This is a genomic window from Mesorhizobium sp. 128a (genome assembly GCF_053848025.1).
The window spans coordinates 216,011-235,171 of record NZ_JBSPKY010000005.1 but is presented as its reverse complement, the minus strand read 5'-3'; the positions used below and the strand labels follow the sequence as shown (position 1 = coordinate 235,171).

The 19,161-nt window shown below is 63.7% G+C and carries 17 protein-coding genes; 11 read left to right on the top strand and 6 right to left on the bottom strand.

What is annotated here, in order from left to right:
• Together rfaE1 and ACWTU9_RS11980 are read right to left on the bottom strand one after the other, a co-directional pair.
• Complete coding sequence (gene rfaE1 / locus ACWTU9_RS11985; protein WP_455858452.1) at window positions 1–1,491, bottom strand: D-glycero-beta-D-manno-heptose-7-phosphate kinase; 1,491 nt, start codon at window positions 1,489–1,491, stop codon at window positions 1–3.
• A 126-nt stretch (window positions 1,492–1,617) separates the two neighbouring features.
• Complete coding sequence (locus ACWTU9_RS11980) at window positions 1,618–2,250, bottom strand: LysE family translocator (RefSeq protein WP_455858451.1); 633 nt, start codon at window positions 2,248–2,250, stop codon at window positions 1,618–1,620.
• Between the two features lie 142 nt (window positions 2,251–2,392).
• Here ACWTU9_RS11980 and rfaD point away from each other — a divergent pair, with 142 nt between their 5' ends.
• From rfaD to waaC, 3 genes are read left to right on the top strand one after another with little or no spacing between them, the layout of a single operon-like run.
• On the top strand, window positions 2,393–3,343 hold the full coding sequence (rfaD, locus tag ACWTU9_RS11975; RefSeq protein WP_455858450.1) for an ADP-glyceromanno-heptose 6-epimerase: 951 nt from the start codon (window positions 2,393–2,395) through the stop codon (window positions 3,341–3,343).
• The gene (gene waaF, locus ACWTU9_RS11970) at window positions 3,316–4,323 is read left to right on the top strand and encodes a lipopolysaccharide heptosyltransferase II (protein WP_455858449.1); all 1,008 of its coding nucleotides are present in this window, start codon (window positions 3,316–3,318) and stop codon (window positions 4,321–4,323) included. Before rfaD ends, waaF begins: the two co-directional genes overlap by 28 nt.
• The gene (gene waaC, locus ACWTU9_RS11965) at window positions 4,320–5,294 is read left to right on the top strand and encodes a lipopolysaccharide heptosyltransferase I (RefSeq protein ID WP_455858448.1); all 975 of its coding nucleotides are present in this window, start codon (window positions 4,320–4,322) and stop codon (window positions 5,292–5,294) included. The genes waaF and waaC overlap by 4 nt, the downstream gene beginning before the upstream one ends.
• Window positions 5,295–5,317: 23 nt before the next feature.
• Here waaC and greA read toward each other — a convergent pair whose 3' ends face one another.
• Window positions 5,318–5,791 (bottom strand): transcription elongation factor GreA, encoded by a 474-nt coding sequence (greA, locus tag ACWTU9_RS11960; protein ID WP_181058741.1) that lies wholly within the window; start codon window positions 5,789–5,791, stop codon window positions 5,318–5,320.
• A 288-nt stretch (window positions 5,792–6,079) separates the two neighbouring features.
• Window positions 6,080–6,616, bottom strand: a complete 537-nt coding sequence (locus ACWTU9_RS11955; protein WP_455858447.1) for a tetratricopeptide repeat protein — start codon at window positions 6,614–6,616, stop codon at window positions 6,080–6,082.
• A gap of 220 nt (window positions 6,617–6,836) precedes the next feature.
• On the opposite strand from ACWTU9_RS11955, the gene ACWTU9_RS11950 reads away from it, so the two are divergent.
• The 5 genes from ACWTU9_RS11950 (at window position 6,837) to ACWTU9_RS11930 (ending at window position 11,650) form a co-directional block, all read left to right on the top strand.
• The gene (locus ACWTU9_RS11950) at window positions 6,837–7,262 is read left to right on the top strand and encodes a DUF3775 domain-containing protein (RefSeq protein WP_455858446.1); all 426 of its coding nucleotides are present in this window, start codon (window positions 6,837–6,839) and stop codon (window positions 7,260–7,262) included.
• Between the two features lie 559 nt (window positions 7,263–7,821).
• Window positions 7,822–8,514: an extensin-like domain-containing protein gene (locus ACWTU9_RS11945; protein WP_455858445.1), complete on the top strand. Its 693-nt coding sequence runs from the start codon at window positions 7,822–7,824 to the stop codon at window positions 8,512–8,514.
• Between the two features lie 105 nt (window positions 8,515–8,619).
• The gene (locus ACWTU9_RS11940) at window positions 8,620–9,423 is read left to right on the top strand and encodes an extensin-like domain-containing protein (protein WP_455858444.1); all 804 of its coding nucleotides are present in this window, start codon (window positions 8,620–8,622) and stop codon (window positions 9,421–9,423) included.
• A gap of 71 nt (window positions 9,424–9,494) precedes the next feature.
• Window positions 9,495–10,202 carry an LssY C-terminal domain-containing protein gene (locus ACWTU9_RS11935; RefSeq protein WP_455858443.1) on the top strand — a complete coding sequence of 236 codons (708 nt, stop codon included), beginning with the start codon at window positions 9,495–9,497 and terminating at the stop codon, window positions 10,200–10,202.
• 137 nt (window positions 10,203–10,339) lie between these two features.
• Entirely contained in the window at window positions 10,340–11,650 is a 1,311-nt protein-coding gene (locus tag ACWTU9_RS11930) for a hemolysin family protein (RefSeq protein WP_455858442.1), read from the top strand.
• 13 nt (window positions 11,651–11,663) lie between these two features.
• Here ACWTU9_RS11930 and ACWTU9_RS11925 read toward each other — a convergent pair whose 3' ends face one another.
• Window positions 11,664–12,542, bottom strand: a complete 879-nt coding sequence (locus ACWTU9_RS11925) for a DMT family transporter (RefSeq protein ID WP_455858509.1) — start codon at window positions 12,540–12,542, stop codon at window positions 11,664–11,666.
• Window positions 12,543–12,995: 453 nt separating this feature from the next.
• On the opposite strand from ACWTU9_RS11925, the gene ACWTU9_RS11920 reads away from it, so the two are divergent.
• From ACWTU9_RS11920 to ACWTU9_RS11910, 3 genes are all read left to right on the top strand, one after another.
• Window positions 12,996–14,828 carry an autotransporter-associated beta strand repeat-containing protein gene (locus ACWTU9_RS11920; protein WP_455858441.1) on the top strand — a complete coding sequence of 611 codons (1,833 nt, stop codon included), beginning with the start codon at window positions 12,996–12,998 and terminating at the stop codon, window positions 14,826–14,828.
• Window positions 14,825–16,984, top strand: a complete 2,160-nt coding sequence (locus tag ACWTU9_RS11915) for an autotransporter family protein (RefSeq protein WP_455858440.1) — start codon at window positions 14,825–14,827, stop codon at window positions 16,982–16,984. Before ACWTU9_RS11920 ends, ACWTU9_RS11915 begins: the two co-directional genes overlap by 4 nt.
• A gap of 137 nt (window positions 16,985–17,121) precedes the next feature.
• Window positions 17,122–18,423 carry a glucoamylase family protein gene (locus ACWTU9_RS11910; protein WP_455858439.1) on the top strand — a complete coding sequence of 434 codons (1,302 nt, stop codon included), beginning with the start codon at window positions 17,122–17,124 and terminating at the stop codon, window positions 18,421–18,423.
• 90 nt (window positions 18,424–18,513) lie between these two features.
• On the opposite strand, the gene ACWTU9_RS11905 is transcribed toward ACWTU9_RS11910, so the two are convergent.
• Entirely contained in the window at window positions 18,514–19,119 is a 606-nt protein-coding gene (locus ACWTU9_RS11905) for an NADPH-dependent FMN reductase (protein ID WP_455858438.1), read from the bottom strand.
• Window positions 19,120–19,161: the final 42 nt, after the last annotated feature.

Sequence of the window (19,161 nt, the reverse complement as noted above, 5' to 3'; positions counted from 1 at the left end):
TCAGTTTGTGGTGTCGGCGCGCAGTTTGCCGATCGTGCCGGTGGTGCTCTTGCCGGCGACGAGATCGACCAGCACGACACGTCCGCCCGCCTTCTGCACCACATCGGCCCCGACAACGGTTTCGACGGTGTAGTCGGCGCCCTTGACCAGAATGTCGGGCAGCAGCGCCTCGATCAGCGCCAGCGGCGTGTCCTCGTCGAAGACGACCACGGCATCGACCGACGCCAGGGCAGCGAGCACGCAGGCGCGGTCATGCTGGTCGTTGACCGGACGGCCCGGTCCTTTCAGCCTGCGCACCGAGGCATCGCTGTTGAGGCCGAGCACCAGCCGGTCGCACTGGCTGCGCGCCGCGTGCAGCAGGCTGACATGGCCGGCATGCAGGATATCGAAACAGCCATTGGTGAAGCCGACGCTGAGGCCCTCATCCTTCCACGCCGCAACCATGCGTGCTGCCGATGCGGCATCGAGGATGGCATCCTTGTGCGCGGTCGGGCCGTGCGAGCGGAACAGCGCGCCGGTGAGTTCCTCGACGGTGAGCCGCGCCGTGCCGCGCTTGCCCACCACCACGCCGCCGGCAGCATTTGCGATCGAAGCGGCCATGACGCGATCAGCACCCGCGGCCAGAGCCAGCGCGAAACTCGCAATGACGGTGTCGCCGGCGCCCGACACATCGAACACTTCGCGCGCCTGCGTGGCAATGTGGCGCGCCTCATCGTGGCCGACGACGCTCATGCCCTTTTCGCTGCGGGTGGCGACGACGAAGTCGAAGCCATGCGCCGCAATCAATTCGCGTGCTGCCTCGACAATCTCGTCATCGGCGAAAACCGGATGACCCACGGCTTCGCCAAGCTCCTTGCGGTTGGGGGTGATGGCGGTTGCCCCCGCATAGCGCGCATAGTCGCGTCCTTTGGGGTCGACCAGCACCGGTTTTCCCGCCTCGCGGCAGATGGCGATCAGTTCGGCGGCGACGCCATCGAGCAAGATGCCTTTGCCGTAATCGGACAGGATGACGATATCGGCGCGAGAGAGTGCGTCGCGAAAATGCCGGACCAAGCCTGCCCGCTCCTTGTCGTCGAGCGGCTTGATCTCTTCCTCGTCGAAGCGCAGCACCTGCTGGTTGAGCGCGCTGAAGCGGCTCTTCGACGACGTCATGCGGCCGCGCTCCTGCGCCATGCCTGCCGTGTCGGCGCCGAGCTCGCCAAGCATGCGCACCAGATTGTCACCGGCCACATCGGTACCGATCACCGAGACCGGGATGGCATTGGCGCCCAGCGAGACGATGTTGGCGACGACATTGCCGGCGCCGCCCATCGTCGATGTCTCGCCGCGCCCGTGCAGCACCGGGATGGGCGCTTCCGGCGAGATGCGTTCGATGACGCCGTTGACGAAACGGTCGAGGATGAAGTCGCCGACCACTAGCACGGCGACGTCGCCAAAGCGGGCAATGGCGCGGTGCAGGGGCTCGGGAGAAGGCGGATTGTGCTTGATCATGTCACTGGCAATGCGAGGGAAAGGCCGATCTCAATCACGCTGAAAATTGTCAATTTACGGGCCGGATCGTTCATGGCGAAGCCGATATACCGCAAATCCACGCAGCGCAACGTCAGGCAGCAGCCGTCAGCTCTTCTGCAGGGCGACATGCACGCCCAGTCCAACCAGCACCGCCCCGCCTGCCCGCTGCATCAGGCGCTGCGCCCGGCTGGAGCGCTTGAGCCGGCCGATCACCAGCCCGGCCAGCAACACGCAGACGATGTCGGCGGAAGAAAACATCAGATTGACGATGGTGCCCAAAACGACGAACTGCAGCCAGACCGGGAAGCCCGCCGAGGCATCGATGAACTGCGGCAGGAACGCCATGAAGAAGATCGCCGTCTTCGGATTGAGCACTTCGACCGTGATGCTCTCGAAAAACGCGCGGCGCGCCGATTTGCGCTCGATGACGGGCAATGCCGCATCCCCCTCCCCGCGTTTGCGGAACAGGGCGACGCCGAGCCAGGTCAGATAGAGCGCGCCGATGAGCTTGACCGCCATATAGAGCGGCGGAACGGCGTGGAACAGCACCGACAGGCCGGCCGCAGCCGCAAAGACATGGACATAACCGCCGAGATGTATGCCAAGTGCAGCCGTCAGCCCCGACCAGCGCCCACGCGCCATCGTCTGCGCAGCCGCATAGAGCATGGCCGGGCCTGGGATGTAGGCGAAGATCGCCGTGGTGGCGAAAAACGCAATGAGCAGTTCGGTCGACGGCATTTTGCACCTCAAGATGTCAGGGCGGCGTGGATCGAGTGAAGCGGAAGCTTTGCAGCGCAACTGCGGCGCAACCGTCTGCTTCATCGACAGCCCGGCTGGCCTCCCTTATAAGGACCGGAATCGCAAGCAACCAGAGGCCTTCATGATCATCGTCACGGGCGGCGCCGGCATGATCGGCTCCAACATCGTCGCCGCACTCAACGCCGAAGGCCATGACGACATCCTCGTCGTCGACGACCTCACCGACGGCCACAAGATCGCCAATCTGGCCGACTTGCAGATCGCCGACTATCTAGACAAGGACGAATTCCTGCCGCGCTTCGAGGCCGGCGATCTCGGCCGCATCGAGGCCGTTTTCCATCAGGGCGCCTGCTCGACCACCACCGAGTGGAACGGTAGATACATGATGGAGGTAAACTACGCCTATTCGAAGCGGCTGCTGCATGCCTGCCTGTCGCTGCGCGTGCCGCTCCTCTACGCCTCCTCGGCATCCGTGTATGGCGGCGGCTCAGAGTTCCGCGAGGATCCGGCGCTCGAGCGGCCGCTCAACGTCTATGCCTATTCGAAGAAACTGTTCGACGACTATGTCAGGCGCACGGTGTTCGACACCGACCATTCGCAGGTCGTCGGCCTGCGCTATTTCAACGTCTACGGGCCGCGCGAGGCACATAAGGGCGCCATGGCCTCGGTCGCCTTCCATCTGTTCAACCAGGTCGGGCGCGGTGAGAACCCCAAGCTGTTCGGCGCTTATGACGGTTTCGGGCCGGGCGAACAGAGCCGCGATTTCATCCATGTCGGAGACGTCGCCGACGTCAATCTGTGGCTGTGGAAGCGCGGCGCCAGCGGCATTTTCAACTGCGGCACCGGCCGCGCCCAGCCGTTTCGCGCCATCGCCGAGACCGTCATCGATACGCTTGGCAAGGGCGAGATCGAGTTCATTGAGTTTCCAGACCACCTCAAGGGCAGCTACCAGAGTTTTACGCAGGCTGATATGTCCCGCTTGCGCGCAGCCGGCTATAACGGGCAATTCCGCAGCGTGGAAACCGGCGTCAGAGACTATGTCGAATGGCTGAAAGCCCAACGATCCTCGTGATCGGCCCACGCTGGGTGGGCGACATGGTCATGGCGCAGTGCCTGTTCTCGGCGCTGAAGGAGCTCCATCCCAACGCCGCCATCGACGTGCTGGCGCCGGCCTGGGCCGCCCCGCTGGTCAAGCGCATGCCCGAGATCCGCCAGCAGATCGATTTTCCACTGAAAGCCGGCGCGCTCGAATTCACCATTCGCCGCCGCTTCGGCCGCCTGCTGCGCGGCCGCTACGACATGGCATACGTCCTGCCGGGAAGCTGGAAGTCGGCGCTGATCCCGTTCTTTGCGCGCATTCCGCGCCGTTTCGGCAATTTGCGCGAAATGCGCTATGGCCTGCTGACCGACATCGTGCCGCTGCCCGATGCCGTCAAACGGCGCACTGCGCAGGCCTATTTCGGTCTCGCCCAGGGCGGACACTTCCGGCCCCCGCGGCTCACTGTCGATGCGGGCAATCAGAACGAGCTTCTGGCCCGCTTCGGCCTGCAGCCGAGAAAATTCGTGGCCCTGATGCCCGGCGCTGAATTCGGCCCGGCCAAGCGCTGGCCGAGCGAAAGCTATGCCGGTCTCGCCCGCGAGATAATGGCAAAGGGATTCAAGGTCGCGCTGTTCGGCTCCAAGAACGATCGCGACGTCACCACCGAGATCGCGGCACTCGCGCCCGGCGTCATCGATCTCGCAGGCAAAACGCGGCTGGAAGACGCCATCGACCTGATCGCCGCTGCCAGGTTGGCTGTATCCAACGACAGTGGGTTGATGCATGTCGCTGCTGCCGTCGGCACGCCGATCGTTGCCGTCTACGGTTCGACCTCGCCGGAAAACACGCCGCCGCTTGCCGAGCAGCGCGAGCTGATCTGGCTGCATTTGTCCTGCTCGCCTTGCCACCAGAAGGTTTGCCCGCTCGGCCATCTCAACTGCCTGAAAACACTCGATGTCGAACGCGTAACTGCGGCGGTCGACCGCTTGCTGGAAATGCCGGCCGTCGCATGAAGGTGCTGATCGTCAAGACATCGTCGATGGGCGACGTCATCCACACTTTTCCCGCCATCGAGGATGCGCGGCGCGCGCGTCCCGACATTTCCTTCGACTGGTGCGTGGAAGAGGCCTTCGCCGGCATCGTTGCGCTGCATCCGGGGATCCGAACCATCCACAAGGTGGCGATCCGGCGCTGGCGCAAGCACCTTTTCGACAGCGGTACATGGCGCGAGATGGCCGGCTTGCGCCGGAAACTGCAGGCGGGCCAGTACGATCTGATCATCGATGCGCAGGGGTTGTTGAAGTCGGCCTTTGTCGCCATCCAGGCCGGCGCGCCGGTTGCCGGTTTCGACCGCGCAAGCGCGCGAGAACCATCGGCAACGTTGTTTTACCAGCGCAAATACGCTGTGCCGCGCGACCTGCACGCCATCGAACGCACGCGCCGGCTGTTCGGGCTGGCGCTCGACTACAAGCCCGATCTATCGACGCTGTCATCGGGGATTGTGCCGCCTCCGGGCGACGTGGCCGGCATCGATGGCAAAACCGCCTTCCTGCTGCACGGCACCAGCCGCGAGGACAAGAAATGGCCGGCCGAAGACTGGATCAAAACCGCCCGGCTGCTGGCTGAACGGCAGTTCACGCCGGTCACCACCTGGTCGAACGAGCGCGAGAAGGCCGTGGCCGAGGCGATCGCCAGAGCCGTGCCGTCAACCATCGCAGTGCCAAAATCGCCGCTGGCTGAGATCGCCGCCATCCTTGGCCGCTCGAGCCTGATCATCGGCGCCGACACCGGCCTGACCCACCTTGCCAGCGCCTTCGGCCTGCCGACGATCGCGATTTTCCTGGCGACGGAACCCGGTTTGACCGGCCCGCGCGGAGCGTATGCCTCAACGCTGCTTGCCGCCGCAGGGCAGCGCCTGACGCCGGTTGAGGTGGTGGCGGAAGCTGAAAAGCAGCTGGCGCTCAAATCACGAGCGCCGGCTTAGAACTTTCAGAATTATCTGAGGTCCTAGATGAACTGCACCTGGACGATCTCGTAGCCCCGTGCACCACCCGGCGCGTTGACCTCGATGGCGTCGCCGACTTCCTTGCCGATGAGCGCGCGCGCGATCGGCGACGAGATAGAGATACGGCCCGACTTCACGTCCGCTTCCTGGTCGCCGACGATCTGGTAGGTCTTCTTCTCCTCGGTGTCCTCGTCGACCAGCACCACCGTGGCGCCGAACTTGACCTTATCGCCGCTGAGCTTGGTGACGTCGATCACCTCGGCCCGCGCGATATAATCTTCGAGCTCGTTGACGCGGCCCTCATTAAGGCTCTGCGACTCCTTGGCGGCATGATATTCGGCATTTTCGGACAGGTCGCCATGCGAGCGCGCTTCGGAGATCGCCTCGATGATGCGCGGCCGCTCTTCCTGCTGGCGCCAACGCAGTTCTTCCTTCAATGACGCGAAGCCCTCGCCTGTCATCGGGACCTTGTTCATGATGCCTGACCTTTCCTGCCGCCACCCCCGCGTTTCGGGGAAAGCCTTGTCGATGGGTACAAAAAGAAAACGGGTCCGGCAGCCTCGGGCTAACGGAACCGTTTCACCGCAATTTCCCCTAATATAGCGATCTTCGCGCGCTTTTCACGCTGAAAAAGCGGACTTTTGAAAAATCATGAGCCAATTGTGCAGTTGTCGCCACGGCATGCGCGCTGAGTTGCGGCCACGACAGCAAAAAGCCGGCTGCGATTGCTCGCAGCCGACCCAAAGAAGCCGTTGGGGTGGGGTTCAGCTTCTCATGAAATGGTAGATCTGTTCGGCCAGCATGCCGTATTCGCGCGAGCCTTTGCCAGTGCGCTTCTCGATTTCGGCCAGCTGCTCCTGCGCGCCGGCGAGGTCGCCGATCTGCAGATGCGCCTCGCCGAGATATTCGCGTACCAGCGTGTAATCGGGATTGATGCGCAGCGCTTCCTCGTAGTAGCCGAGGCCGACCGTGACGCGGCCGGAATGACGGTGCGAATAGCCGAGATAGTTGAGGATGCGCGGATCCTGCTTGTTCTCGGCGAGGCTGAGCACGGCGATCGCCTCATCATAGCGCCCGGCCATCGCCAGATCGTGGCCGGCCTCGTAGATGTTGTCGTCGTCGAGCATGCCGTACTTCGGCGCGACGCACTTCTTGAGCTTCTTGTCCCAGACCTCGCCCTTCTTGCATTTCGTGCTCCCGCCGTCGCCGCCTCCGCCGCCTTCACCCGCGGTGAATGCGGGCGCCGCAAACAGCGGCAGGGCGGCAACAGCTAGAACTTGAATCAGCAATCGTCTGCGCATCGAAGCCTCCTTGAGGGATAATGATGAAACGCTAACGCCAGGCCGACATCATTTCATCCCGGAAAAGCCACCGCCAGCAAAACTATTTGCCAAAACCGCTTCAAAAGACAGCCGCACGAGTCAAAATTCCGCCAGCCATGACGCCAGCCGGCCGAAGGTGACGTGACGCGCGCTGCAAATCCGCTATCATCCGCGAAATGACCAGCGGGAGTGCGCGAGAGTGCAACAGCGCCGTGAACGGGAATGGGAGCTATCGATCGGCCCGGACACCGTGCGGCTGTTCATTCTCAAGGCAAAGGGTCTGAGCGCGGCCGTCAACGAAGACTATACCGACGGCGCCGAGCATGAGGTCGAGTTCGACGGCGACACGCGCGACAATCACCACCATGACGGGCTTGCCGAGGAAAGCTCGGAAAACCTCAGCGAGGAAGAGCTGCGCGAACTGATCAACGACCTCAATGTCGACGAAGCGGCCGAACTCATCGCGCTGGCCTGGGTCGGCCGCGGCGACTATGACGCGGCGGAATGGGCCGATGCGGTTACCGCCGCGCGCGAGCGCGCCAACAAGCGCACGGCAAAATATCTGCTCGGCATGCCGCTCTTGGCCGATTGGCTGGAGGAAGGGCTGGAGGCGATCGGCGCGTAACGCCGGGGTAACCGATCGTGATCGGGCGCACGCGCTTTTCCCGGCAACCTCCGCAAGCCCACGCCGTTTAGGGCCAATGGCGGCGCTTGTCTTTTCCAGAATATGCGGGTTGGCGCTGGCCATGGTGGTGGCCGGATTGCTCACGACGCCTGCTGACGCGAAGCATAGACGGCCTCACAAGCCTTCCTGGGTTGAGCAACTGCTGACACAACGGGCCGACCGGCCGTCAAAGCCGCGCAGCAAGCACCGCCTGAAATCGCGCGGCAAGCGGCATATTGCGCCGAGCCAGGCAGAACCGAAAACGCCGGAGCCGCAGCCCTCAGCTGGCGATGTTCCGGTGCCCGAGACGCGCCCCGCGGAGGCGCAGAAAACCGACGCCGCAAAAACCGAAGAGCAAAAGACCGAAGGTCCAAAGACCGCTGCCAAGTTCAATGACGACCGGTTCAATCAAGAGAAATCCCGATTCAAAAAACAGGCGCGGCCCGGACCGTCAACCCCGAAGCCGTCGGCGCCAGAGCAGTCAAACGATACGGAAAGCGAGCCTGAGCCACCGGCAGTGGTGCCGGTTCCGACCGAAAGGCCCGACGCCACAAAGCCGGAGGCAGAGCCGCCGGTCATCGCCCCGCAGCCGCCCGAAAAACCGGCGGATGCCGACGACAAGAAGATGCTCCCCGACCCCCGCTCGGCCGATCTGCCCGACGCGAAAATGCCGGCGGAGGAAGTTGCCTGCCGCGAACGATTGAGGGCTCTGGGCGTCGAATTCGAAGGACACCAGGCTGAAAGCAATCCCGATATCGGCTGCTCGATCCCTTATCCGATCATGCTGAAATCACTCGGCAAATCCATCGCCATCGGGCCCGCGACCGAACTCAACTGCCCAATGGCCGAGGCGGCTGCCCGCTTTGCCGCCAATGTCATCCAGCCGGCGGCAAAGGACGAATTCGGCGCCAACCTGAAATCAATCAACCAGGCATCGGCCTTTGTCTGCCGCCCGCGCCACGGCACGCGCAAACTGTCGGAACACGCCTTCGGCAACGCCCTCGACATCGCCAGCTTCACCTTGTCGGACGGCAGGAAGATCGAAGTCGGTCCAACGCCGCCCGAGAAGGACGGCAAATTCCTCAACGCCGTGCGCAAGGCGGCCTGCGGACCGTTCAAGACCGTGCTTGGACCCGGCGCCGACGTCGACCACGCCCTGCATCTCCACCTCGATCTCGAACCGCGCCGGCACGGCGGCACCTTCTGCCAGTAGGCTGGCAGGCTGCCGCATTTCGGCCGCAGGCGTGAACGCATGCGCTGAGTTTTCCTTTACCCTTGATCGTTAAAATGCCGGATATCCGTCAACGGGATTCCGTCAATGGCCGGCAGATTTCGCGCCGTTTTTCTCGCCTCCTTGCGCCAGTCGAAACGCGCGGCGATGGCGGCCTCCGGCCTTGCGCTGGCCGCCGTTTCGGCCTGCAACACCGGCAGCGTGCTGAATTTGCAGCCGGCCGTTGACGTCGGCTCGCAGACTGCGGCCGTCCCGCAATATGAGGGCATGCAGAAGCTCGTCCCATCCAACCCCTACATGACCGCCGCCTATCCGCGCATGGACGAGCCGATGTCGGAGCCTGAGCAGATGCCGGCCAGCCAAATCGACTGCCGTAGCGAGTTGAAGAGCCTTCGCGTCGCCTACACCGATGTCCAGCCGATCCATGAAGGACAGTGCGGCATCGACTGGCCGGTCAAGGTCTCTTCCATCGCCGGCATCGAGATGAAACCGGCGGCGACGCTGACCTGCAACATGGCGGCCAGCTTTGCCGCCTGGACCAGGAACGAACTGGTTCCCTCGGCCCGCTGGCGCTATTTCTCGGGCGTGAAAACCATCCACCAGGGCTCGAGCTATTCCTGCCGCAACATCGCCGGTGAAGGTGTCTTATCCGAGCACGGCAAGGGCAACGCGCTCGACGTCATGAGCATCGAGCTCAACAATGGCGACGACATCGACGTGCGCAAGCCGGGCCTGTTCGCCTTCCGCACCCGCGGCTTCCTCAACAATGTGCGCGCCGACGGCTGCCAGTATTTCACCACCGTGCTCGGCCCCGGCTACAATTACGACCACCGCAACCATTTCCATTTCGACATCAAGAACCGCAAGAGCGGCTACCGCGCCTGCCGCTGACGGTATTCGGCTCTCTTTGCCAAAACCCGTTTACGCCGCATAAGGTGAGCCTCACAAGCAGGCGGCGGCAGGTGGGTCGAAAAAGCCTTCGAAGACGCGCAACGATCTGGCTGGCGGCTATCGTGGCTGCCTGGCTGGCGCTTGCCTATGTCGCCGCGCCGGAATTCTGGACGTTTCGCGACCGCGGCTATCGCAAGCAGGCCTTCGAAATGGTGACGCATACGCCGCAAGGCATTCCGGGCGACCCGATCAATGTCGGCCTTGTCGGCAGCGAAAAGGAGCTTGTGCATGCCTTCGCCCTGGCCGGCTGGGACACGGCCGATGGCGTGACGCTGAAAACCGCGATCGAAATCGGTGAAAGCGTGCTGTTCGATCATCCCTATCCCGACGCCCCGGTCAGCCGGCTGCTGTTCGAAGGCCGCGCCCAGGACCTCGCCTTTGAAAAGCCGGTCGGCGGCAGCGCCGACCGGCGTCATCATGTCCGCTTCTGGCGCACCGATGCGACCGGCGACGACGGCCGCCCGCTCTGGCTGGGCTCGGCCAGCTTCGATCGCGGCGTTGGTCTCAGCCACGACACCGGCGCCATCACTCACCATATCGGTCCCGACATCGACGCCGAGCGCGATCTCGTGATCCACGACCTGACTGCGGCCGGCATGGTGATCTCGGTGGGCGATATCCCTGGCATCGGCGCCACCAAAGCCGGACGCAATGGCGGCGGCGATCCCTATTTCACCGACGGCAGGGCCATCGTTGGCGTCCTGCGGCAACTGCCGTAAGGCCGGAAAAAGCATTTGAAAATGGCGGCAAGCTGTCCGATGCTTTTGGGCCGTACCGTTGCGAGTTGCCACTGTCATTTTCCAAAAATCATCGCGGACTATTTTCCAGCAGCCCGCCGCAATGCTATTGACCCCTCATGCTATACGTTGAAATCGCGACCGTAGCCGTCCTCATCTGCGTGAACGGCCTTTTGGCAATGTCCGAGCTTGCCATCGTTTCGTCACGGCCAGCCCGCCTCAAGGCGATGATCGACCGCAACATAAAGGGCGCCGGGCGCGCGCTGGCGCTTGGCTCCAATCCCGGCAAATTCCTGTCCTCGGTACAGATCGGCATCACGCTGGTCGGCGTCCTGTCCGGCGCCTTTTCCGGCGCCACGCTGGGCGAGCGGCTGGCACAGTTCCTGGCCGCCAACGGCATGCGCGAGACCATCGCCGATCCGCTCGGCGTCGGCATCGTCGTCGCCATCATCACCTATTTCTCGCTGATCGTCGGCGAACTGGTGCCCAAGCAGATCGCGCTGCGCGATCCCGAGCGGGTCGCCGTGAGGGCGGCGCCTGCGATGACCGTCCTCGCCACCGTTTCGGCGCCACTCGTCTTCCTGCTCGACATTTCCGGCCGCGCCATATTGTGGCTGCTTGGCCAGCGCGGCGAGAGCGGGGATAAGGTTACCGACGAGGAGATCAAGATGCTGGTTGCCGAAGCCGAGCATCACGGCACCATTGAATCCGACGAGCGGCGCATGATCGCCGGCGTCATGCGGCTTGGCGATCGCGCAGTGCGCGCGGTGATGACGCCGCGCACCGAAGTCGACTGGATCAATCTGCAGGCGGATGAGAGCGCCATCCGCAAGCTGTTGATGGACACACAGCATTCGCGCCTGCCGGCAGGCGATGGCGGCGTCGATGTCATGGTCGGCGTCGTCCAGACCCGCGACGTGCTGGCTGCGATCCTTGCCGGCCGCCCGCTCGACCCGCGCAAACATGTGCGCGCCGCCCCCATCGTCTATGACCAGGCCGACGCGCTCGACGTGCTGCAGAAGCTGAAGGATTCCGACGTGCCGATGGCGCTGGTGCATGACGAATACGGCCATTTCGAAGGCATCGTCACTCCCGCCGACATTCTCGAAGCCATCACCGGTGTCTTCCGCGCCGACCTCGACGCCGGCGAGGAGGAAAACGCCGTCAAGCGCGAGGACGGCTCATGGCTGCTCGCCGGTTACATGCAGGCCGACGAGATGGCGGAGGTTCTCGGCATAGACTTGCCGGAGAACCGCGACTACGAAACCGTCGCCGGCTATGTTCTGTCCCACATGCATCATCTGCCGGCGACGGGCGAATGCGTCGATGCGCAAGGCTGGCGCTTCGAGGTCGTCGACCTCGACGGCCGCCGCATCGACAAGCTGATCGCCACCCGCCTGCCCAGCGGTCATCGCGAAGTGGTGCGCTGACAACAGCGCCCCTTCACACCGCGGCTTCGATCGGTTCGGCAAGTCTGGGATTTGAGCGCGAGGCGATCAGGCAACTGGCGACGATCAAGGCCGCACCCGCCAGCGTGGTCCAGGTCGCCGCCTCGTCGAAGAACAGCCAGCCAAACACGATCGCCCAGATGAAGGCCGAGTATTCCGTCGGAATCAGATATTGCGCTTCTGCCCGCGCATAGGACCAGCTCATCAGGAACTGGCCGGAGAGCGACAGTGCCGTCACGCCAGCCAGGGGAAGCCAGAGATTGCCCGGCAGGGAAACCGCCAGCCAGGGCGCAGCGGGGAGAAGGACGGCGGCAACGCACAGGTTCTGAAACAGCATGATCTCGACCGGCTTGGCCACCTGCGCCTGCCGCCGCGAGAGGATCAGATTGTAGGCGTAGAACACCGTCGCCACCAGCACCGCCACCGTACCGAGCAGGGCATCCCCGGTATAGTTCCCTTGCCCGAATTGTCCGGCCATGATGATGGCGACGCCGGCAATGCCGGCCAGCGACGCCCAGATCGCCTGGCGCTGTATGCGTTCGCCCAGGAGCAGCGCAGCCAGCAGAAGAGCAAACAGCGGAGCGACGAAACTAAGCCCGATCCCATCCGCCAGCGGCAGCCTGGCAAGCCCCCAGAAGAACGACAGCAGGACGATACCGACGACGATGGCACGCAGCGCATGCAGCCTGAGCACGGAAGGCGTGGGAAGCGTGCGCGGCCCCGCCGCCCAGGTCGTGCCCGCAACCACGGTCGCCAGCATGCTGCGCCACAGCACGGTGTTGTAGACGCCGACGGCGATAACCAGGCTCTTCATCGCCGCGTCCATCGCCGACAACAGGAAAATGGCAAGCGCGCAGACCAGCACCGGGATCATCGGCGAAACGGCGTTTGTCGTGCTGGGTGACTTCACTGATATCGCTCATGTGACGGATTCCAGCCGGATATATCAGGCCCAAACGGCAGGGCCAGATGGCAGCCCCGGCCCGTAGTGGGGGCCAGGGCGGCCTTCGCGGATCGATCCATGATCGCACGGCGACCCACCAGCGATACTTGATTCAAAGCTTATATTTATACTGCATATATGTTGAGATTCTAATGTTGCATGGAAGTAACGGCAGAAAATATTCAGTAACGAACACTTCAACTGCAAGACACGAATCAAACCTGGAGTTAACCTATTGACGGTTTGGTTCGGCGCGAGCCACCGCAGACATTCGGCATTCAGTCAGGGCATCATTCAATGAGAGCAAGCAGTGGCACGGTTGCGTCTGGGCGCATTCGGGGTAGGACGCTCCTTGCGGGCGCGAGCGGCGCGGCGATCGCCTGCATGCTTCCGGGCGCGGCTGCGGCCGCGACCTATTTGGTCAGCACTGACGGCGAGTTGCGCGCTGCCATCACTGCGGCGAATGGAGACGGCGATTCCAGCTCGACGATTGTGATGACCGCCAGCTTTGCCACGGCTAGCGGTCAACTACCGGTGCCGACCAAGTCGATCACGATCGACACCCAAGGTTTCACGCTTTCGGGCCCGGCGAACAGCGGCGTCCCGATCACAGGCACCGGCGCCGTCAGGACACTGGTGGGCACGTTCATGGGCACCAGCGGCGGGAGTTCAGGGGCGGGGCTGTCAATCCGGAATGGGGCGTCGGTTACGAATATGGGCCTTGTCCAGGGCGCAACGGCCTCTACAGGAAATGGAGGTGCTGGCGTCGATTTCGGCGGCCCCGCCGCCGCCACTAGCTTAACCAATCACGGAACGATCCGCGGTGGGCCAGCCGCAGGCGGTATCGGAGGCGTCGGCATCTTTGTGCGAAGCGGCGCCGGCCAGATCATCAACACCGGCACGATCGAAGGGGGCGGCGCCGGTGGAAGCGCGATTGTGGGCGCCGCCACCGCCTCGATCGATATCGTCAACAGCGGCATAATCCGGGCCGGCGCCGGCGCCGACGCAATCGGCTGGAGTGTCGCGCCGACGACGGGCGTAATCCGCCTGGAGCTGCAGGACGGCTCGCAAATCTTTGGCAATGTGGTGGCGAACGCGACGGCGACCACGGATCGCCTTCGGCTCAGCGGAACGGGCTTCTCGATCCTGGATGGTTCGATCGGTGCTGCCGGACAATACCGGAACTTCGATATCCTCGAGAAGACCGGCAGCGGCACATGGGCGCTGACCGCGGACAACACCGCCACCGAAAGCTGGACGATCAGCCAGGGCACGTTGCAGATCGGCAATGGCGGCACATCGGGGAGCATCCTCGGCAACGTCGCCAACAACGCCACTTTGGCCTTCGACCGCTCCGACACCTACATTTATGCCGGCGCCATCTCCGGCATCGGCGCGGTGAACCAGATCGGCACCGGCACGACGGTGCTGACCGGCGACAACACCTATGACGGCGGCACGACCATCTCCGCCGGCACGCTGCAGCTCGGCAATGGCGGCACGACTGGATCGATTATCGGTGACGTGACCGACAACGGAACCCTCGCCTTCGACCGCTCCGATACCTCCACCTTTGCCGGCATCATCTCCGGCAGCGGCGTGGTAAACCAGATCGGCACCGGCACGACAGTGCTCACCGGCGACAGCACCTATGCCGGCGGCACCACGATCTCGGCTGGCACATTGCAGCTCGGCAATGGCGGGACGTCAGGCTCGATAACAGGCAACGTGACCAACAACGGCAACCTAGCCTTCGATCGCTCCAACGAGGCGACTTTCGCCGGCACGATTTCCGGCAGCGGCGCGGTGGTCCAGCAAGGTTCAGGCACAACGATCCTGACGGCCGACAGCAGCTACGCTGGCGGCACGACGATCTCCGCCGGCACGCTGCAGCTCGGCAATGGCGGCATGTCGGGTTCGATAACAGGCAACGTCACCAATAACGGCACCCTTGCCTTCGACCGCTCCAACGGCTTGATTCTTGCCGGCATCATCTCGGGCAGCGGCGGCGTGGTCCAACAGGGTTCCAGCACCACGGCCCTGACCGGCGACAACACTTACAGCGGCGGCACGACGATCTCCGCCGGCACCTTGCAACTCGGCAATCGCGGCACATCCGGCTCGATAACAGGCGACGTCACCAACAATGGCACGCTCGCCTTCTACCGCACTGACAACTATACCTTGCCGGCACCATCTCCGGCAGCGGTGCGGTGAGCCAGTTGGGGTCCGGCACTACGATCCTGACCGCCGACAACACCTATGCCGGCGTCACAACGATTTCAGATGGAACGCTGCAACTCGGCAATGGCGGCACGTCAGGCTCGGTATCAGGTAATGTCACTGACAACGGGACGCTTGCCTTCAATCGTTCCGATGCCGTGACCTTTGCCGGCACCATCTCCGGCAGCGGCGCGGTGGGCCAGATCGGCACCGGCACCACGATCCTGACCGCCGACAACACCTATGCCGGCGTGACCATGATCTCGGCCGGCACGCTGCAGCTCGGCAATGGCGGCACATCAGGCTCGATATCAGGCAACGTCACCGACAACGGCACCTTGATCTTCGACCGCTCCAACGGCATGACCCTCGCCGGGGCGATTTCCGGCAGCGGCGCGGTAGTGCAGCAGGGCACCGGCAGCACGACGCTGACCGGCGCAAACACCTACAGCGGCGGCACGACGGTCTCGGCCGGCACGCTGATCGGCCAGGCAACGAGCTTCGGCACCGGCAACATCCTGAACGACGCCGCGCTCGTCTTCGACCAGCCGACCAATGCCAGCTTTGCCGCCATCATCGACGGCACCGGCACACTCACCAAGAGGGGTGCCGGCAATCTCAACCTCACCGGCATCAACACGCTGAGCGGCGCGACCACGATCGAGGCCGGCAAGCTCTCGGTCAACGGCTCGCTCGCCAATTCGGCAGTCACCATTCTCAGCGGCGGTGCGCTTGGCGGCAACGGCACGGTCGGCTCCACGACATTGCAGGCTGGCGGCGTGATCGCGCCCGGCAATTCGATCGGCCTGCTGACGGTGCAGGGCAATTTCGTCGGCGCCGGCGGCACCGTCGAGATCGAAACCATACTCGACGGCGATGCCTCCCCAACCGACAAGCTGGTTATCACCGGCGACACGTCGGGCACCGCCAACGTCAAGGTGATCGGCATCGGCGGGTTGGGCGGGCAGACCGTCAACGGCATCAAGATCATCGATGTCGGCGGCGCGTCGGCCGGCACGTTCAACCTTCAGGGTGACTACGTCTTCGAGGGCGACCAGGCCGTGGTGGCCGGCGCCTATGCCTACCGTCTCTATCAGAACGGCGTCAGCACACCGACCGATGGCGACTGGTATCTGCGCTCGGCGCTGATTGACGACCCGACATCGCCGCTCTACGCGCCCACCGTTCCGATCTACGAGGCTTACGCCGGCGTGCTGCAGAGCTTCAACCAGCCGGGCACGCTGCAGCAGCGGGTCGGCAACCGCTCATGGGCGCCGCGATCGGCGGGCGCCGAGGCAGGCAACCCGATCTGGGGCCGCATCGAGGCGACGCACAGCCAATTCGATCCCGGCACGAGTACGACCGGAACCGACTATGATGCCGACCTCTGGAAGCTGCAGGCGGGTCTCGATGTCCTGCTCTCCGAAACGGCAGCCGGCGTCGTGGTCGGCGGCGTCACCGTTCACTACGGCACGGTGAAGTCGGATGTCGCCTCGGGGTTCGGCGTCGGCTCGATCGACACGACCGGCTATGGCGTCGGCGGCACGCTGACCTGGCATGGCAAGAACGGTTTTTATGTCGACACGCAGGCGCAACTCACCTGGTTCGACAGCGACCTCGAGTCCGCGACGCTGAGCCGACGCCTCGCCGACGGCAACAACGGCTTCGGCTATGGCCTCGGAATCGAGGCCGGACAGAAGATCGCTCTTCAAGGCAGATGGTCGCTGACCCCGCAGGCGCAGCTCAGCTATGCCTCGGTCGATTTCGACACCTTCGCCGATCCCTTCGGCGCCGTCGTTTCCAACGGCAGCAGCGACAGCCTAACCGGCCGCCTCGGCCTGTCGGCCGACTATGAGAACGAGTGGAAGAACGAGGCCGGTCAGTCGAGCCGCTCGCACGTCTATGGCATCGCCAACCTCTATTACGACTTCCTGGACGGCACCGATGTCGGCGTGTCCGATGTAGCCTCCTCCACCAGGCTGGTCAGCAAGGCGCAGCCGCTATGGGGCGGACTCGGCCTCGGCGGCTCGCTGAGCTGGGCCGATGACCGTTACGCCGTCCATGGCGAGGTGCTGGCGCGCTCGAGCCTGGAAGATTTCGGCGACAGCTACGCCGTCGGCGGCTCGTTGGGTTTCAAGATGAAGTGGTAGGCAGGCGACAGCCAGCATGGTCGCCGGCAGTTGCAGTGAGATGGTGCTGGCAGTCGGTTTCGTTGTCAGCCTTTCTCACCTATGATTGATCCGACGCAAATGTGGGAAATGCCGCCAAAGCCTCTATATCGGTAGTCATGGATGCATCGAACGAACACGCGCTGAATGACGAGTTGCTCCAAGACATCCAGCGCCTGTCCTTCGAGTATTTTCTCAACGAGGCCAACCCTGCCAACGGCCTGGTCGCCGACCGCAACACGTCGGCGTCGCCTGCCAGCATAGCCGCCGTCGGTCTCGCTCTGTCGTCCTATCCCGTCGGTGTCGAGCGCGGTTTCATGACGCGCGCCGCCGCAATTGAGCGGACGCTCGCAACCCTTCGCTTCTTCTGGAACGCCCCGCATGGACCGGAGCCCGATGCCACCGGCTACAAGGGTTTTTACTATCATTTCCTTGACATGAAGACCGGCCGCCGCGTCTGGAACTGCGAGCTGTCCACGGTCGATACCGCACTTCTGCTGGCCGGCGTTCTGGCCGCCGGCGCCTATTTCGACGAAGACGATGAATCCGAACTGGAAATCCGCCGGCTCGCCGATGCGCTTTACCGCCGCGCCGACTGGCGCTGGGCACAAAATGGCGGCGCCACCGTCACCCATGGCTGGCGGCCTGAAAAGGGCTTCCTCCGCTACCGCTGGGAAGGATTTGATGAGGCGCTGATCCTGTACGTGCTTGGATTGGGATCGCCGACCCACTCACTGCCGCCCGAGAGTTACGCGGCATGGCTGTCCACCTACAAGTGGAAGACAATCTACGGCCGCGAGCTGGTCTATGCCGGCCCGCTTTTCATCCACCAGTTCTCGCATATCTGGATCGATTTTCGCGGCATCCGCGATGCCTTCATGCGCGACCACGACAGCGATTATTTCCACAACAGCCGCCAGGCGACCTATCTGCAGCGTGACTATGCCATCCGCAATCCGAAGGGACTGACCGGCTATGGCGAGAACTGCTGGGGTGTCACCGCCAGCGACGGCCCAGGCCCGACAAAGCGTGAAATGCGGCTCGATGGCCGCCGTTTCTTCGGCTATCTCGCCCGCGGCGCGCCTTTCGGTCCTGACGACGGCACGCTGTCGCCTTGGGCCGCGATCGCCTCCCTCCCCTTTGCGCCGGAGATCGTGCTGCCGGCGCTGCGCCATTTTCACGAGATGGACTTGCTTGTGGGCAATCCTTACGGCTTCGCCGCAAGCTTCAACCCGACGATCGCCGCCGCCGACGGCCGCGCCTGCGGCTGGGTCTCACCGGACCATGTCGGCATCAATCAGGGGCCGATTGCCCTGATGATCGAAAACCACCGATCGGACTTCCTCTGGCTGCTGATGCGCCGCGTGCCAGCCATCGCCACCGGACTGCATCGAGCCGGTTTTTCCGGCGGTTGGCTGTGAAGGCAGCCACTGCTTCCTGCAAATGAAAAAAGGGCGGCGCAAGCGCCGCCCTTTTGGGGGATGTTATCCTTGGGAGGATGATCCGGACACTCAGGCTGCCTGGGCTTCGCCGGCAATCGCGTCGGCCTGACGCGCTGCCTTGAGCACGCGGGCCCACCAGGCAACGTCATTAACCAGGGCAGTAGCCGCCTGGTTCAGATGCTCGATCTCCTCGAGCTTCTTCTCGCCCTGGCGTACCGCCAGGAAATCGCCCCAGGCAATGTGAACGGCGGACTTGACCGGCGCCATCTGCAGCTCGACAGCAGCCAGACGCAGATGTTCGACAGCGCGCGAGCCGCCGACGCTGCCATAGCCGACGAAGCCGGCCGGCTTCTTGTTCCATTCATTGGCGGCGTAATCGATGGCGTTCTTCAGCACGGCCGTCGGGCCGTGATTGTATTCGGCAGCGGTGAAGATGAAGCCGTCGAATTCGGCGACCTTCTTCTGCCAGCGCTGCGCCACTTCGTTCTGCGACGGCGCCCAGGCGGACGAGGCAACCTCGTCGAAGAAGGGCAGCGGCCAATCGCGCAGGTCGACGATCTCGACATCGATGTCGGCATGCGATTTGGCGATCTTGGCGATCCACTGGGCGGGCACGTCGGCGAAGCGGGCGGCGCGGGTCGAACCGACGACGATGGCGATTTTGGGCTTGGACATGGGGCTCTCCATATATGTAAAAGCTGGTATCGTTTGGATACC

Bases quoted from the DNA above. Each gene is read 5' to 3' on its own strand.
- rfaE1 (WP_455858452.1), bottom strand. From the start codon at position 1,491: ATGATCAAGCACAATCCGCCTTCTCCCGAGCCCCTGCACCGCGCCATT.
- ACWTU9_RS11980 (WP_455858451.1), bottom strand. From the start codon at position 2,250: ATGCCGTCGACCGAACTGCTCATTGCGTTTTTCGCCACCACGGCGATC.
- rfaD (WP_455858450.1), top strand. From the start codon at position 2,393: ATGATCATCGTCACGGGCGGCGCCGGCATGATCGGCTCCAACATCGTC.
- waaF (WP_455858449.1), top strand. From the start codon at position 3,316: ATGGCTGAAAGCCCAACGATCCTCGTGATCGGCCCACGCTGGGTGGGC.
- waaC (WP_455858448.1), top strand. From the start codon at position 4,320: ATGAAGGTGCTGATCGTCAAGACATCGTCGATGGGCGACGTCATCCAC.
- greA (WP_181058741.1), bottom strand. From the start codon at position 5,791: ATGAACAAGGTCCCGATGACAGGCGAGGGCTTCGCGTCATTGAAGGAA.
- ACWTU9_RS11955 (WP_455858447.1), bottom strand. From the start codon at position 6,616: ATGCGCAGACGATTGCTGATTCAAGTTCTAGCTGTTGCCGCCCTGCCG.
- ACWTU9_RS11940 (WP_455858444.1), top strand. From the start codon at position 8,620: ATGGCCGGCAGATTTCGCGCCGTTTTTCTCGCCTCCTTGCGCCAGTCG.
- ACWTU9_RS11930 (WP_455858442.1), top strand. From the start codon at position 10,340: ATGCTATACGTTGAAATCGCGACCGTAGCCGTCCTCATCTGCGTGAAC.
- ACWTU9_RS11925 (WP_455858509.1), bottom strand. From the start codon at position 12,542: ATGATCCCGGTGCTGGTCTGCGCGCTTGCCATTTTCCTGTTGTCGGCG.
- ACWTU9_RS11920 (WP_455858441.1), top strand. From the start codon at position 12,996: ATGCTTCCGGGCGCGGCTGCGGCCGCGACCTATTTGGTCAGCACTGAC.
- ACWTU9_RS11910 (WP_455858439.1), top strand. From the start codon at position 17,122: ATGGATGCATCGAACGAACACGCGCTGAATGACGAGTTGCTCCAAGAC.
- ACWTU9_RS11905 (WP_455858438.1), bottom strand. From the start codon at position 19,119: ATGTCCAAGCCCAAAATCGCCATCGTCGTCGGTTCGACCCGCGCCGCC.